This window comes from Plantactinospora sp. WMMC1484, assembly GCF_049315195.1.
Classification (GTDB): Bacteria; Actinomycetota; Actinomycetes; order Mycobacteriales; family Micromonosporaceae; genus Plantactinospora.
Genome location: NZ_CP186055.1, coordinates 1,083,005 through 1,097,039, shown reverse-complemented (window position 1 = coordinate 1,097,039; position 14,035 = coordinate 1,083,005). Strand labels below are relative to the sequence as shown.

Here is a 14,035-nt window from a genome sequence, read left to right as displayed (position 1 = left end):
TCTGAGCGCCACCTGCGGCAGGACGGGGCGGCGTGGGGCCGCCGCGGCCCCACGCCGACCGGTCAGCTGCCGCTGTGGGGCGAGTCAGCTACCGCTGTTGCGCGACGCCGCCGTACCGAGCAGTCCGTCGGATTTCTCCCCCCCGCTGGCGGCCACCACCTTCTTGGCGCCCTCGGCGATCGGCGCGGTCGAGATCTTCTCTCCGGCCGTGGCCGTCCGGCCCTTCGGCTTCTCCGTCGGTGCGCTCTTCGGCGCGGTGGACTCCCTGGTCGTCCCGCCCGCCGAGCTGTCCATGATCGTGGCGGCGTCGCCGCGTACGGCGTCCAGCGCGGCCGCCGGGTCGTACTCGTCCCACGGGCGCTGTCCGCGCCGGCGCATCGCCGCCGCGCCCATGGCGCCGGCCACCGCCCCGACGACCAACAGGCCGGTCAGCACCGGCCAGCGGCGGCGTCCCGTCGAGTTCTTCTTCCGCATCGCCCTCATCTTCTTCGGTCTCGACTTGTGGGCAACCGAGCCGGCCTGGCGGGCGCCGTCGGCGGCGGCCGTGGCCAACGGCGCGAAGCTGTGCATCGCCGACTCCCAGCTCTCCAACGCCGTCGCCCGTACCCTGCTCGCCGTCGGCGAGAGATAGGCCCGGGCCGCGTACGCCCGCGGTCCCACCGTGGCCCCGACCCCCGACGCCGCGTGGGTGGCGGCCCGCATCAGGTGATCGAAACTCTCGCCGAGCTCGGCCTTGACAAGCCTCCTGCGGGATCTGCGCCCCCCGAATCCGAACACCGGTCCCCACCTCCTTGGGTGTTGTTCCCCCGTCATCCTGCACCTTTGGATGCGCCCGCACTGCCAGAACGGGCACATGGGAGGATCCGCATAGAACCACCTACCAGCGCCGGCCTGCGCTCCTGGCCGGCGGACGCGCCCGCCCGGCCGCCACGAAACGGCCGGGCGGCATGAGGATCGAGGAGTATTCGTGGCCGAGGCCGCCTACGCAATCCTGCACACCAACGCCGGCGCCATCCGGCTGGAGTTGTTTCCGAACCACGCCCCCAAGACGGTGCGGAACTTCGTGGAACTCGCCGAGGGGACCCGGCAGTACACCGACCCGCGCACCGGCCAGCCGGGCAGCGGGCCGTACTACGACGGCACCATCTCGCACCGGGTGATCAGCGGGTTCATGGTCCAGATGGGTGACCCGACCGGCACCGGTCGTGGTGGCCCGGGTTACAACTTCGCCGACGAGTTCCACCCCGACCTGCGTTTCGACCGGCCGTACCTGCTCGCGATGGCGAACGCCGGCCCAGGCACCAACGGGTCGCAGTTCTTCATCACGGTCGGCCCGACCCCGCACCTGAACAACCGGCACACGATCTTCGGCCAGGTCGCGGACGAGCAGTCGGCGAAGGTCGTCGACGCGATCGCCAACGCCCCGACCAACGCACAGGACCGTCCGCTCCAGGATGTGGTCATCGAGCGCGTCGAGATCGAGCGTAAGGACGGCTGACGTCGATCCCAGGTACCTTTGCCTGCATGAGTCGTAGCGGGTGGAGGTCCGGCATGAACAGGCGCGGCGGTGGGCCGGCATGAGTGAGTCACCTCCCACGACACCGGTCTGCTACCGCCACCCGGCCCGGGAGACCTACGTCCGGTGTACGCGGTGCGACCGGCCGATCTGTCCCGACTGCATGCGGGAGGCCTCGGTCGGGCACCAGTGCCCCGAGTGCGTGGCGGAGGGCCGCCGCGGGCAGCGGCCGGCGCGTACCGCCTTCGGTGGCGGTGCCGCCGGCCGCCGGGGCTACGTCACCAAGACGCTCATCGCGATCAACGTCGTGCTGCTCCTGATCTCCATCTCCACCGCCCGGGGTGCCGAAGCGGTGGCCGGTGCCGGCTTCGGTGGTCTACTCGGCGGCTCGACCCCGCTGACCGAGTGGGGTGCGGTGCTCGGCCTGGACCGGGTCGGCCCGTTCGGCCTCGACGAGGGTGTGGCAGCCGGCGAGTACTACCGGCTCTTCACCGCGATGTTCCTGCACTACGGGCTGCTGCACCTGTTGATGAACTCGTGGGCGCTCTGGGTGCTGGGCCGGACCCTGGAGGCCACCCTCGGGCCGCTGCGGTTCCTGGCGCTCTACCTGGTCGCCGGCGTCGGAGGCAACGTCGCGGCGTACCTGTTCAGCGCGCCGAACGCCCGGACGGTCGGCGCGTCGACCGCGATCTTCGGGCTCTTCGCCGCGCTATTCGTGATCATGCGTCGGCTGGGCCGGGACACCTCGTCGGTGATCCCGATCCTCGTGATCAACCTGGTCTTCACCTTCGCCGTGCCCGGGATCTCCATCGCCGGTCACCTGGGCGGGATGACGGTCGGGGCGGCGATGGCCCTGGTGCTCGCCTACGCACCCCGCTCCCGGCGCACCCTCTTCCAGATCGGCGGAGGCGCGGTCATCGGACTGGTGCTGGCCGGACTGACCGTGATGCAGACCGCCGCACTGCTCGCCTGACCGCGCAAGGGGGTTCGGGCCGTGTCGGACGCCACCGCCACCACCACCGGCGGACGTACCCACGGCCCGAGGCGCGGGCGTGCGGATCAGCGCGGCGGGCCGCCGGCTGGGCCGGACGGCCGGCTCGCCCGCGCCGTACGCAGCACCTCGGCGACCTCGCGCGGGGCGGTCCCGAGGTCGTAGCGGCTGAACAGGTGCAGCGACCTGCCGCTGTCGATCTCCAGCGTCTCGGTGGCCAGCCCGAGGCGGGGACGGGTGTCGACCCTGATCTGCTCGATCTCCGGCCACGGCAGGTGCCGCCGCCCGGCGAAGCCCTGGATCACGGTGATCCCGTCGGCGTCCACCGCCAGCCGGACCGGCGCCACCAGGTCGCGTACGCCCCAGCCGAGCAGGCCGGCGGCGACGAGCGCTCCGGCGCCGAGGCGTACCGGGTCGCCGTCGGCGAAGTAGACGCCGAGGGCGAGGAAGAGGGCCGCCGCGCCGAGCTTGGCAACCGGCAGCGTGGTTTCGACCCGCCACTGCCGGGGCGGGATGTCCGGTCCGGGATACACGGATCCAGGATGCCACCGCCGCCGTGCCGGCTGCCCGCCCGGCGGGTGCGTCGGGACGCGCTCTCGGTCGCCGCCGGTCGACGGCGTAATATCGGAGCAGTCAAGTTACTGGGGAGTAGACATGGCGGACGCGGTCATCGTCGGTGCGGTACGGACCCCGGTCGGACGGCGCGGAGGCGCGCTCGCGGCCGTACATCCGGTCGATCTCTCGGCGCGGGTGCTGACGGCGCTCTCCGAACGCGTCGGTCTGGACCCGGCCGAGGTGGACGACGTGATCTGGGGCTGCGTCTCCCAGGTCGGCGAGCAGGCCTGGAACCTCGCCCGCAATGCGGTACTCGCTGCCGGCTGGCCGGAGTCGGTGCCCGGGACCACACTCGACCGGCAGTGCGGGTCGAGCCAGCAGGCGCTGCACTTCGCGGCGGCGGCGGTCGTCTCCGGCCAGGCCGACCTGGTGGTCGCCGGCGGCGTGGAGTCGATGACCCGGGTGCCGATGGGCAGCAGCATCGCGCTGTCTCCGGCGGCCACCGCGGCTGGCACCGGGCTGCCCTACGGCGACCAGGTGCGGGATCGCTACCGGGGTACGCCGGGCTTCGCGGCCGACGATCCGGTGCCGTTCAGCCAGGGTGTCGGTGCGGAGCTGATCGCGGAGCGCTGGGGGCTGACCCGGCGGCAACTCGACGAGTACGCGCTGGCCAGTCACGGGAAGGCGGCAGCCGCCCAGGATGCCGGTGCCTTCGACCCGGAGATCGTTCCGGTGGTGCTTCCGGACGGGAGCAAGGTCGTCGCCGACGAGGGAATCCGCCGGGACACCAGCCTGGAGAAGCTGGCCGGGCTCAAGACGCCGTTCCGGGCCGACGGGGTGGTCACCGCCGGCTCCGCCTCGCAGATCTCCGACGGTGCCGCCGCACTCGCCGTGACCACCCCGGAGTGGGCCCGGCAGCGTGGTCTGCGACCGCTGGCCCGGATCAGCGCCGCCGTCGTCACCGCCGACGATCCGGTGCTGATGCTCACCGCACCCATCCCGGCCACCGCCAGGGTGCTGCGGCGGGCCGGGCTCGGCGTCGACGAGATCGGCGTGTACGAGGTCAACGAGGCCTTCGCCCCGGTGCCCCTGGCCTGGCTGGCCGAGACCGGGGGCGACCCGTCCCGGCTCAACCCCCGGGGCGGCGCGATCGCGCTCGGCCATCCACTCGGCGGTTCCGGCGCCCGGCTTATGACCACGATGCTGCATCACATGCGCGACCACGGCCTCCGGTACGGCCTCCAGACGATGTGCGAGGGCGGCGGGATGGCCAACGCAACCATCGTGGAACTTCTATAAGTTCATTCTCATCCATGCCTCGGCCGCGTCATCCCCGGCCGGATCTCGTTGGGCAGGGCGTGGATGTGTTCTTCCGAACGTTCCTGCCAGCCGCCGCCGAGACCGGGGTGGCCGGCCCGACCGTGAGCCGGCACCTGCCGCTGCTGCGCAACTGCGTGCCGGCGGGCGAGGTCACCGTGCTGGTGACCCGGTGCATCCGTCCCGCAGAGTCCGCGCAGGGCGGTTACCTGCTCCTGCTCACCACCCGTCGGCTGGTGGTGACCCAGCAGAGCCGGTTGCTGCACCGGCTGCGGCTGCACCTCAACACCGAACTGCGGCACCTCAGCAACGTCAGCTGGAACCCCGACCCCCGGGCCTCGATGGTCGAGCTGGCCGCGACCGCCGTCGACGGCGTACGCGAGCGGTTCCTGATCCGGGCCGGTCGGCCCAGCCAGTTGTGGCAACTCGACGCCCTCTTCGGCCAGCTCTTCCGGCCGAAGAGGGTGGCCCGGTCCCGGGTCGCCGGCGCGCCCGTCGCCGGAGCCTCCGGCGGGCCGCACGGTCCGGCGCACGTTTCCCGCCCGGTCCCGGCGGTGGAGGTCGCCCCGCCGCCCCGGCACACCGCTCCGGCCCGGATGCCGCGACTCAGTCCCGCCGCCGCCCTCTGAGTCCCCGGCCGGGTCCTCGGCACACCCGGCCGGGTCGGGGAAGCCCTCCGGCCGAGTCCGGAGAAGACCGGTCGGGTCCGGCGGAGGGATCGGGTCCGGCGGAGGGATCGGTTGTGGCGTCGCCGTCGGGTCGGGGGACCCGTACCGGATCCGAACGTTGCCGGCGACGGCAATCGCGCCGGCGGTCGGAGATCATTGACCGGTGGCCGTCGACACCGCACAACCGGGCAACGTCCCGCATCGAGGTCTCGTCCTGGTGGTCGAGGACGAGCGGTCCATCGCCGACCTGGTCCGGCTCTACCTGACCCGGGACGGGTACGGCGTACACGTCGAACACGACGGCGACGCCGGGTTGGCCGCGGCCCAGCGGCTGCGGCCGGTCGTCTGCGTGCTGGACATCGCCCTGCCCGGCCTCGCCGGCACCGAGATCTGCCGCCGGCTGCGTGCCGGAGGCGACTGGACGCCGGTGATCTTCCTTACCGCCCGGGACGACGAGGTGGACCGGGTCGTCGGGCTGGAACTCGGCGCGGACGACTACGTGACCAAGCCGTTCAGCCCACGGGAACTGGTCGCCCGGATCCGGGCGGTGCTGCGTCGGACCGGCGGCCCGCCCGACGGCGCCGAGCAACCCCGGGTCGTCGGCCGGGTCACGCTCGATCCGGTACGCCGCCAGGTCACCGTCGCCGGTGATCCGGTGCAGCTCACCTCGACCGAGTTCGACCTGCTGGCGCACCTGATGGGGCGGCCGGGCCGGGTCTTCACCCGGGAGGAGTTGCTGGCCAGCGTCTGGGGTTACGCGGCGCACTCCGGCACCCGCACCGTCGACGTGCACGTGGCGCAGGTACGCGGCAAGCTCGGCCCGGCGGCCGACGTGATCCGCACCCATCGCGGCGTCGGGTACGCCTGTGTCGAGTGAGCGGTCCGCGGCGGCGGGCACCGGCGGAGGTGGCCCCGCCGGGGCGGTGCGTGCCGGGGGCGGACCGCCCGACCGGCCGGGGCCGCCCGACCCGGGGAGTGGAGTGCGGTGGCACCGGCTCGGGCGTACTCTGACCGCCCGCGCGGTCGGGGTGAGTTGTGCGGTCGCCCTGGTGTCGGTCCTGGTGACCGCGCTGGTCGCGATCCCGCTCGCGACCCGCTCGGCGGAGCGGCAGGCCCGGGAGGCGCTCGTCGCCCAGGCCCGGCTCGCCGCCGAGGCACTGCGACCACGTATCGACCGGGGAAGGACCGTCGACGAGGAGCGGATCATCCGGCAACTGCGCAACCAGGGCATCGACGCGTACCTGGTCCGGGCCGGGCGCGCCGACCGGCCGGGGCTGCCGCCCGAGGTGGTCGACCGGGTCGCCGCCGGACGAAACTTCTCCGGCCGGCGGGCGGTCGCCGGTGAGCCGGCGATGATCGAGGCCCGCTGGCTGCCCGACGGCAACGGCGTGGTGCTGACCCGGCCGGCCACCACGGGGATATGGCAGGAGGTCGTCGGCCGGCTCTGGCTTCCGCTGCTCGCCGGGCTCGTCGCCGGGTCGGTTGCCGGGGCACTGCTCGCCCGCCGGCTCTCCCGGCCGATCCGCAACGCGGCGACGGCGGCGGCCCGGCTCCGGGCGGGGGACCGGGCGGTCCGGGTGCCGGTGGAGCCACCGGAGGAGGCGGCCGACCTGGCTCAGGCACTCAACGACCTCGCCGCCGCGCTGGCGCTGAGCGAGGGGCGGCAGCGGGAGTTCCTGCTCTCCGTCTCGCACGAACTGCGCACCCCGCTGACGGCCATCCGGGGCTACGCGGAGGCGCTGGCCGACGGGGTGGTGGGCCCGGCGGGAGGGCAGCGGGCCGGGCAGGTCATGCTGACGGAGGCGGACCACCTCGACCGGCTCGTGACAGACCTGCTGTCGCTGGCCCGGCTGGAGGCGGCCGACTTCGTCCTGGAACCGGTGCCGGTCGACCTCACCCAGCTCGTCTCGGACGCCGCCCAGACCTGGAGCGCACGCTGCGCCGCCGCCGGCGTCGTGCCCCGCACCGAGATTCCGGAGGCACCGGTGCCGGTCCACACCGACCCGGGGCGGATCCGGCAGGTCGTCGACGGCCTGCTGGAGAACGCGTTGCGGGTCGTGCCGCCGGGGGCGCCGATCGTACTGGCGGTACGCCGGACCGGCCTGGGTGAGCTGCCCGGCGGGGTGCTCGAGGTCCGGGACGGCGGGCCGGGGCTGACCGACGACGACCTGACCGTGGTCTTCGAGCGTGGCGCGCTGCGCCAGCGCTATCAGGGAGTACGCAAGGTGGGCAGCGGCCTGGGTCTGGCACTCGCCGCCGGGTTGGTCCGCCGGCTCGGCGGTATGATGGTCGCCGGACATGCCCGGGAGGGTGGCGCCCGGTTCACCGTCTGGTTGCCGGCCACCGATGGTGCGTACCCCGCCGATGGCGCCGACCGGGCCGATGCGGGCGGTGGTTGAGAGGTGGGCGGGCGAGCCCATGCCAGGCTCTCTGGATGGGCCCAGCCAGGCTAGGCTATGGCCGATCCGTCGTCGGCTCCGTGGAGAACCCTGTGAAGCTCTCGATCCTAATGCCGGTCTACAACGAGGAAGAACGCATTGCGGACGCCCTCAAGCAGGCACTCGCGGTCGACTACCCGTGCGAGATCGAGCTCGTCGTGGTCAACGACGGCAGCCGTGATGCTACCGGAGAGATTCTCGGGCGGGCCGACGACACGCGCCTTCGAGTGATCACCCATCCCCGCAACGCCGGCAAGGGCGCGGCCATCAAGACCGCCGTGGACGCGGCCGAGGGTGAATACATGGTGATCCTCGACGCCGACCTGGAGTACGACCCGCAGGACATCCCGAAGCTGTTGGCGCCGGTGCTGGACGGTCGGGCGACGGTGGTTTACGGAAATCGGACGTTCGGCAGCCACAGCGCCTACAGCTTCTGGTACGTGATGGGCAACAAGGCCGTGACCACGGCCGCCAACGTGCTCTTCAACTCCTACATCGGTGACCTGGAGACCTGCTTCAAGCTGATGCCGGTCGCGCTCTACCGCTCGCTCGACATCCGCTCGCGGGGATTCGGGATGGAGGCGGAGGTGACCGGCAAGCTGCTGCGCCGCCGGATCCGCCCTTACGAGGTGCCGATCAGCTATCGGGCCCGGGGCAGGGAAGAAGGCAAGAAGATCACCTGGAAGGACGGCGTGGAGGCGCTCTTCATCCTCGGCCGGGAACGCAGCCGCCGCCGGGGCCTCTCGGACGGGCGCTGATCCGACCGTCCCACGGGACGTCAGGCCGGCGCCAGGTAGACGGACCAGCGCCCCGACCGCCCGCCGTCACCGGCCAGCCGCCACCCGTCCAGGAAGGTCCCGGCCGGTGCGGGCCTGCGCAGCACCACCACGACCGACAGTCCCCGGCTGCGAGCCGACGTCACCGCCGCCGGTTCCTCGCTACCGGGTTGGCGGATCCGCTCGGCTGTCTCGCACTTCATCTGGTACGTCACGTTGAACGGGGCTTCGCCGAAGAGCGCACACGGTTGCGAGACGCCGGCCTGCCGCAGCGCCCGGAGAAGTACCGTCGCCGCGGTGTCCGCGCGTTCCACCGTCTCGCGGTACGGCCCGGTCGCGGCCACCTGCACACCGATCAGCGCCAGCGCCAGGATCGCGGCCACGGCGGGACCGAGCATCCCCAGCGGCGCCCGGCGCAGCCTCGCGATCTGAAGCACGCCCGCGGCGACGGGGACGGCGAGCAGCCCGATCGCCGGCAGCAGGAAGCGGAGCTGGCCGTACCGCATCATGAAGAGGTACGGGAAGGCGACGCTGACGCCGACGGCCAGCGGCACCAGCACCACCGCGAGCCCCTTCCGCCCGGTCCGGCGGGTCAGCGCGACACCGGCGACCGCCGCCACGAGCGCGCAGGCCAGTGCGATCCACCAGATCACCGCGAGAACGCCGCTCGGGGCCAGTTGCACGTTCGTCAGGGTGGCCGCCCCGCCCCGGAACTCCGGCGGCACGTTCAGGCTGACCGCCTGCGGGCTGCCGGTGTTCCACAGCCGCAGGTAGAGGCGGAGCATGGCGACATCGGGATAGAGGTGGGTGCCGCCGAGCGAGGCGGACGAGAGGTGCAGGCGGTTGAACGGGTCGCCGAACCGGAGGAAGGACTCGACGAGCCACGGCGCCCAGCCCACGATCTGGCCCACCGCGAGCGCCGCGAAGACCTCCCGGCGCCGCCAGGCGGAGAGGCCGAGCCAGACCAGGAAGAGTGGTAGCACGAGCCACACGCTGTCGCTGGGTCGCACCAGGGCCGCGAAGGCGACCGCGACGGCGAGACCCAGCAGGGAACGGCGGTAGTTGTCGCCACCGCGCCGGCAGTTCATGAAGTAACCGGTCGCCGCGACCGCCGCGAGCGCGGAGTAGAGGTTCGGCAGGGCCAGCGAACCGTTGTAGGCGGCCGCCGAGGTGCCGCCGAAGAGCGCGGCGGCGACCGGCGCCACGGGGTGCCGGGAGACCGTCAGCCAGGGCTGGAAAGCCAGGAAGATGCCGAGGCTCGCCACGACCACGAGATAGAACCGCACGCCGGTGAGCGAGAGGTCGAGCAGCGCGACCGGTGCGACGACCAGCGGCACCCCCCACGCCCGCCAGGCCACCCAGGCATAGTCGGGGGCCTGCGGGTTGACCTGGCTGAAGTAGATCGCCTCGTCCGTCGTGTACGGGTATCGCAGCCCGACCGCGACCAGCACGTAGCCGGCGAAGCAGACCGCGACGCCGACGAGCAGCCAGTGGTTACGCCGGGCGGCCGGCCACGAGGCGAACCCCGGCAGCCGCCGCGACCGTGCCTCCGCAGGTTGCTCCTCGACCGGCGAGGTGATGCTCGTCACCGGCTGCTCCTCGACCGGCGAGGTGATGCTCGTCACCGGCGGACGGCGGTGTCGTGTCCGCTAGGACGGACCACCCGGCGCGCCGGACCGCGCCTGCTCGTCGTACTGCCCTTGAGCACTGCTCTGCCCGCCCCCTGGAGCCCGTGCCGGCCGCCCTCGGTCTCCTGAGGACATCCGTCGCCACCCGTCGTCGCAAGGGCGGAGAGTAGAGCAGGCCGCCGCCGACCACAAGACGCGCTGTCGGTCTCCGGCCGTCGGGGTCAGCCCAGGAAGGCGGTGATCGAGCGGCGCAACCCTGCGGGATCGAGGCCGTGCCAGCGGGCATGGTCGGCGGGGCTCCCGTACCGCCGCAGGTCGGCGCGGCCCACCCCGAGCGCGAGCGACCGGTGGGGCAGCCCGCCCAGCGCCTGCGCGACCAGCGGGCCGGAGGTGCCGGCGAGGTAGGGCTCGACCAGTACCACCGTCGGGGCGGTGCCGGTAGCGGCGGCCGGGCCGACCAGCTCCCGCAGTCCGTCGACGTCGAAGGGGCGCGGCGTGTGGGTGTAGGCGACCGTCACGTCCAGCCCGGCGACGGCCGCCAGCACCGGGCGCAGCACCGGGCCCACCGCCACCACCACGGGGGCGGCCGGAGTGCCCCGGCGCAGCACCGCCAGTCGTCCGGCCCCGGGCAGCGGGACCTCGTTGACCTGGGTGGAGAGCCGCAGATAGACCCGCTCGTCATGGTTGGCGGCGGCGCGGAGCAGGTCAGGCACCTCGGCCGGGTGCCCGGGCACGTGCACCGTCCAGCCGGTAAGGGTGTCCAGCAGTGCCACGTCGCCCGGGGACATGTGCGTGCGGCCCATGCTCGACCCGTCGTACGAGGCGCCGACGCTGACCACGACGGCGCCCACCCCCTGGTGGTCGATGTCCAGCTTGAGCTGCTCGTACGCCCGGTCCACCGCGAACGTGGCGTACGAGTGCACGATGGGGCGGAGTCCGGTCAGGGCGAGCCCACCGGCGACCCCGACCATGAGCTGTTCCCGGATGCCGACGTTGAGCACCCGGTCCGGGTGCCGCCGGGCGGCCGGCGCGAAACTGGCGGCCGAGATGTCGGCCAGCACGACCGCGGTGCGCGGATCGTCCTCCAGCAGTGTGGTGGTGGTGTCGATGAAGGTCTCGCGCATCCCGGCCACGGGTCACTCCTCGGTGTCGACGACCGCGACGACCACGTGCGGCCGGCCCGGTCGGTGGTCGGTGAGGGCGGTCTCGATCGCGTCGTGGTCCCGACCGTCAACGGTGGCCGCGGACCAGCCGTGCACGGTGAACCGGCTGGCGATTCCGCCCGGCCAGCCGTGCGTGGCGGAGCGGTTGTCGAGCACGATCGCGGTGAGGGTGCACAGGCCGGTCGCGCCGGCGTACGCCATCGCCTCGTGGTTGGCGCCCTCGTCCAGTTCGGCGTCGCCGAGCAGGACGTACACCCGGGGGCGGTCCAGACCCTGGGCGCGCAGGCCGAGCGCGGTGCCGACACCGAGCCCGAGGCCGTGGCCGAGTGAACCGCTGCCGATCTCGACACCGGGCACCAGCACCCGGTCGGGGTGGTGGCCGAGCCGGCTCTCCGGGCCGGCCAGGTCGTCGAGCCAGTGCTCCGGGATGAAACCCTTGGCGGCCAGCACCGCGTAGTAGGCGGCCGGCCCGTGGCCCTTGGAGAGCAGGAAGCGGTCCCGGTCGGGCTCGTCGGCCGTGGCCGGGGAGGTCCGGAGGACCCGGTCGTAGAGCACCCAGAGCACGTCGAGGGTCGAGTGTGCGCTGGGCGCGTGTTTCTCGTCGCCGGTCAGCCGGCTCAGCAGTGCGCCGAGCTCGGTCGGCAGTCCGGGACGCCGGCCGTGCGACGGCGTGCGGCGGACCCGGGACGGTGTGGTGACTGTCGTCGTCATGCCACTACCCTGCAAGTTGAAGTGTGCTTCAACTCAAGTCTCCGGCCCGGATCGCCGGAAACGGCCGTCGATCCGCTGTGCTGGGCGACGGTGGGGGGCGACGTGCGGCAGGAAACACTGACCATCGGCGAGCTCGCCGCCCGCTCCGGGGTGGCGACATCGGCGCTGCGCTACTACGAGCGGCTGGGGTTGATCCGGGCCGGCCGTACCGGTGGCAATCAGCGACGTTACGACCGGGCCGAGCTGCGCCGGGTCTCGTTCATCCGGATCGCCCAACAGCTCGGGGTCTCGCTGGCCGACATCCGGGAGGCGCTGGCCGAGCTGCCGGAGGGGCGTACCCCGACCAAGGCCGACTGGGCGCGACTCTCCGCCGGCTGGCGGCGCCGGCTGGACGAGAAGATCGATCTGCTGACCCGGCTCCGCGACAACCTGGCGGGCTGCATCGGCTGCGGCTGCCTGTCGCTGCGTAGCTGCGGGCTCTACAACCCGGACGACGAGCTGGCCGCGCAGGGGCCGGGACCGCGCCGGATGCTGCCCGGCTCCGGCTCCGCGTCCGCGTCCGCCCCCGGGGCCGCCGGGGCCGGGGCGGTCAGCGGTCGACGGTGAGCAGCAGCTTGCCGACGTGGTCGCTGGACTCCACGATCCGATGCGCCTCGGCCGCCTCCGACATCGGCAGCCGCCGGAACACGACCGGCCGGATCGCGCCCGACTCGATCAGCGGCCAGACCTCCTCGCGTACGCCCCGGACGATCGCGGCCTTCTCGGCCGTGGGCCGGGAACGCAGCGCGGTCGCGGCGACCGAACCCCGCTTGGCCAGCAGCGCGGCCAGGTCCAGCTCCCCCCTGCGGCCGCCCTGGAGCCCGATCACCACGATCCGCCCGCCGGTGGCCAGCGCCTTGACGTTCCGGCCCAGGTAGGACGCGCCCATGATGTCCAGGATCACGTCGGCGCCCCGGCCGTCGGTGAGCCGCTTCGTCGCCTCGACGAAGTCCTCCTCCACGTAGTCGATCAGACCGGCGGCGCCGAGCTCGCGGAGCCGGTCGTGCTTGGTGGCCCGGGCGGTGGCCAGCACCGTGGCGCCGAGCGCCGAGCCGAGCTGGATCGCGAAGGTTCCGATGCCGCTGCCGCCGCCGTGCACCAGCAGGGTCTCGCCGATCCCGAGCCGGGCCAGTTGGACCACGTTGGACCAGACCGTGCAGGCGACCTCGGGCAGCGCCGCCGCGTCGACCAGATCGACGCCCTCCGGCACCGGCAGGAGCTGCCCGGCCGGCACCACCACCCGCTCGGCGTAGCCGCCGCCGCTGAGCAGTGCGCAGGCCGGCTGGCCGACGCTCCAGCCGGTCACGTCGGCGCCGACCGCGCTGACCACTCCCGCGCACTCCAGCCCGGGGTACGGCGGCGCGCCCGGCGGCGGCGGATAGTGGCCCTGCCGTTGCAGCAGGTCGGCCCGGTTGACCGCACCGGCGTGCACGTCGAGCGTCACCTCGTCCGCGCCAGGGGTCGGATCGGGGACGTCGGACCAGACCAACGCGTCGGGCCCACCCGGCTCGGGAATCGTGATCGCCTTCATCCGTCCAGTCTTACCCGATCCCCGGTACGCCCCGAGCGGCAACCCGCGCGACGGCTCGCCGGGACGCGCGCGGGGCCGGGAGCTCGTGGCAGACTAGGCACGGCCGTGGCCTGCCACATCGGGGACCACGGGCCGGGAGGGCTCGCCTAGTGGCCGATGGCGCTGGTCTTGAAAACCGGTAAGGGGAGTGATCCTCTTCGTGGGTTCGAATCCCACGCCCTCCGCCGACCAGCGCGAACAGAGGTCGTCACACACCCCTAATCCCTACGGCTAGTAATCATATGATGATTGTCAGTAGGCAAAGCCATCCTTGCATCGGCGGAGCGGGGCCGCCCCGGGCGACAGGACGCCCGGCGGGGTGTACGGAGTGAATCGAGGGCGCCAATGGAGCTGCGGCTCACCCCGGTACAGGTGCGCAACCGGCTGATCCTCGTGGCCCGGCGGATAGTCGCGGATCACCGCACCGACGTCGAGGGGATCTGCCGCACCTGCGGAGTCCTGCACTGCGAGGCGCTGGCGGCGGCGCTCGGCTATCTGGCTCGGGTCGAGGAGCCACGGCGCCCGCTCGTGGTCGAGATCCAGAGATGCCCGGCCGGGTGGGGAGCCGGCGAGGTCCGCGGGGGTGGCTATCCGTCGAACGGGTAGAAAGGGGCACGGCGCCGGCTATCCGGCGCGGGCACCCGCTGTGTGGAAAGGACTTCG

General features: G+C 73.0%; 15 protein-coding genes and 1 tRNA gene. 10 read left to right on the top strand and 6 right to left on the bottom strand.

Going from position 1 to position 14,035, the window contains the following annotated elements; translation table 11 throughout:
- Positions 1-84 precede the first annotated feature (84 nt).
- The gene (locus tag ACN28C_RS04800; protein ID WP_422772369.1) at positions 85-777 is read right to left on the bottom strand and encodes a hypothetical protein; all 693 of its coding nucleotides are present in this window, start codon (positions 775-777) and stop codon (positions 85-87) included.
- Between the two features lie 190 nt (positions 778-967).
- On the opposite strand from ACN28C_RS04800, the gene ACN28C_RS04795 reads away from it, so the two are divergent.
- Together ACN28C_RS04795 and ACN28C_RS04790 are read left to right on the top strand one after the other, a co-directional pair.
- Positions 968-1,498, top strand: a complete 531-nt coding sequence (locus ACN28C_RS04795; RefSeq protein WP_422772368.1) for a peptidylprolyl isomerase — start codon at positions 968-970, stop codon at positions 1,496-1,498.
- Between the two features lie 79 nt (positions 1,499-1,577).
- Positions 1,578-2,489, top strand: a complete 912-nt coding sequence (locus ACN28C_RS04790; protein ID WP_422772367.1) for a rhomboid family intramembrane serine protease — start codon at positions 1,578-1,580, stop codon at positions 2,487-2,489.
- 86 nt (positions 2,490-2,575) lie between these two features.
- Here the strand turns inward: ACN28C_RS04790 and ACN28C_RS04785 are convergent, their stop codons facing one another.
- The gene (locus ACN28C_RS04785; protein ID WP_422772366.1) at positions 2,576-3,040 is read right to left on the bottom strand and encodes a PH domain-containing protein; all 465 of its coding nucleotides are present in this window, start codon (positions 3,038-3,040) and stop codon (positions 2,576-2,578) included.
- A 121-nt stretch (positions 3,041-3,161) separates the two neighbouring features.
- Here ACN28C_RS04785 and ACN28C_RS04780 point away from each other — a divergent pair, with 121 nt between their 5' ends.
- The 5 genes from ACN28C_RS04780 (at position 3,162) to ACN28C_RS04760 (ending at position 8,243) form a co-directional block, all read left to right on the top strand.
- Complete coding sequence (locus tag ACN28C_RS04780) at positions 3,162-4,361, top strand: thiolase family protein (protein ID WP_422772365.1); 1,200 nt, start codon at positions 3,162-3,164, stop codon at positions 4,359-4,361.
- Positions 4,362-4,420: 59 nt separating this feature from the next.
- Entirely contained in the window at positions 4,421-5,008 is a 588-nt protein-coding gene (locus ACN28C_RS04775; RefSeq protein ID WP_422772364.1) for a hypothetical protein, read from the top strand.
- A gap of 202 nt (positions 5,009-5,210) precedes the next feature.
- Positions 5,211-5,924, top strand: coding sequence for a response regulator transcription factor (locus ACN28C_RS04770; protein WP_422772363.1), 714 nt, complete (start codon positions 5,211-5,213; stop codon positions 5,922-5,924).
- Between the two features lie 103 nt (positions 5,925-6,027).
- Positions 6,028-7,446 (top strand): histidine kinase dimerization/phospho-acceptor domain-containing protein, encoded by a 1,419-nt coding sequence (locus ACN28C_RS04765; protein WP_422772362.1) that lies wholly within the window; start codon positions 6,028-6,030, stop codon positions 7,444-7,446.
- 92 nt (positions 7,447-7,538) lie between these two features.
- Positions 7,539-8,243 (top strand): glycosyltransferase family 2 protein, encoded by a 705-nt coding sequence (locus ACN28C_RS04760; RefSeq protein ID WP_422772361.1) that lies wholly within the window; start codon positions 7,539-7,541, stop codon positions 8,241-8,243.
- A gap of 20 nt (positions 8,244-8,263) precedes the next feature.
- Here ACN28C_RS04760 and ACN28C_RS04755 read toward each other — a convergent pair whose 3' ends face one another.
- The 3 genes from ACN28C_RS04755 to ACN28C_RS04745 form a co-directional block, all read right to left on the bottom strand.
- Positions 8,264-9,886, bottom strand: coding sequence for a hypothetical protein (locus ACN28C_RS04755; protein ID WP_422772360.1), 1,623 nt, complete (start codon positions 9,884-9,886; stop codon positions 8,264-8,266).
- A gap of 224 nt (positions 9,887-10,110) precedes the next feature.
- Positions 10,111-11,013 (bottom strand): transketolase family protein, encoded by a 903-nt coding sequence (locus ACN28C_RS04750; RefSeq protein ID WP_422774525.1) that lies wholly within the window; start codon positions 11,011-11,013, stop codon positions 10,111-10,113.
- A 12-nt stretch (positions 11,014-11,025) separates the two neighbouring features.
- The gene (locus ACN28C_RS04745; protein WP_422772359.1) at positions 11,026-11,763 is read right to left on the bottom strand and encodes a transketolase; all 738 of its coding nucleotides are present in this window, start codon (positions 11,761-11,763) and stop codon (positions 11,026-11,028) included.
- 102 nt (positions 11,764-11,865) lie between these two features.
- Between ACN28C_RS04745 and soxR the strand changes: the two genes are divergently transcribed.
- On the top strand, positions 11,866-12,369 hold the full coding sequence (soxR, locus tag ACN28C_RS04740; protein WP_422772358.1) for a redox-sensitive transcriptional activator SoxR: 504 nt from the start codon (positions 11,866-11,868) through the stop codon (positions 12,367-12,369).
- On the opposite strand, the gene ACN28C_RS04735 is transcribed toward soxR, so the two are convergent.
- Positions 12,353-13,333, bottom strand: coding sequence for an NAD(P)H-quinone oxidoreductase (locus ACN28C_RS04735; RefSeq protein WP_422772357.1), 981 nt, complete (start codon positions 13,331-13,333; stop codon positions 12,353-12,355). The two genes, soxR and ACN28C_RS04735, sit on opposite strands and share 17 nt — an antisense overlap.
- Before the next feature lie 135 nt (positions 13,334-13,468).
- Here ACN28C_RS04735 and ACN28C_RS04730 point away from each other — a divergent pair.
- Both ACN28C_RS04730 and ACN28C_RS04725 read left to right on the top strand, forming a co-directional pair.
- Positions 13,469-13,557, top strand: a tRNA-Ser gene (locus tag ACN28C_RS04730).
- A 160-nt stretch (positions 13,558-13,717) separates the two neighbouring features.
- Complete coding sequence (locus ACN28C_RS04725) at positions 13,718-13,978, top strand: hypothetical protein (protein ID WP_422772356.1); 261 nt, start codon at positions 13,718-13,720, stop codon at positions 13,976-13,978.
- Positions 13,979-14,035 lie beyond the last annotated feature (57 nt).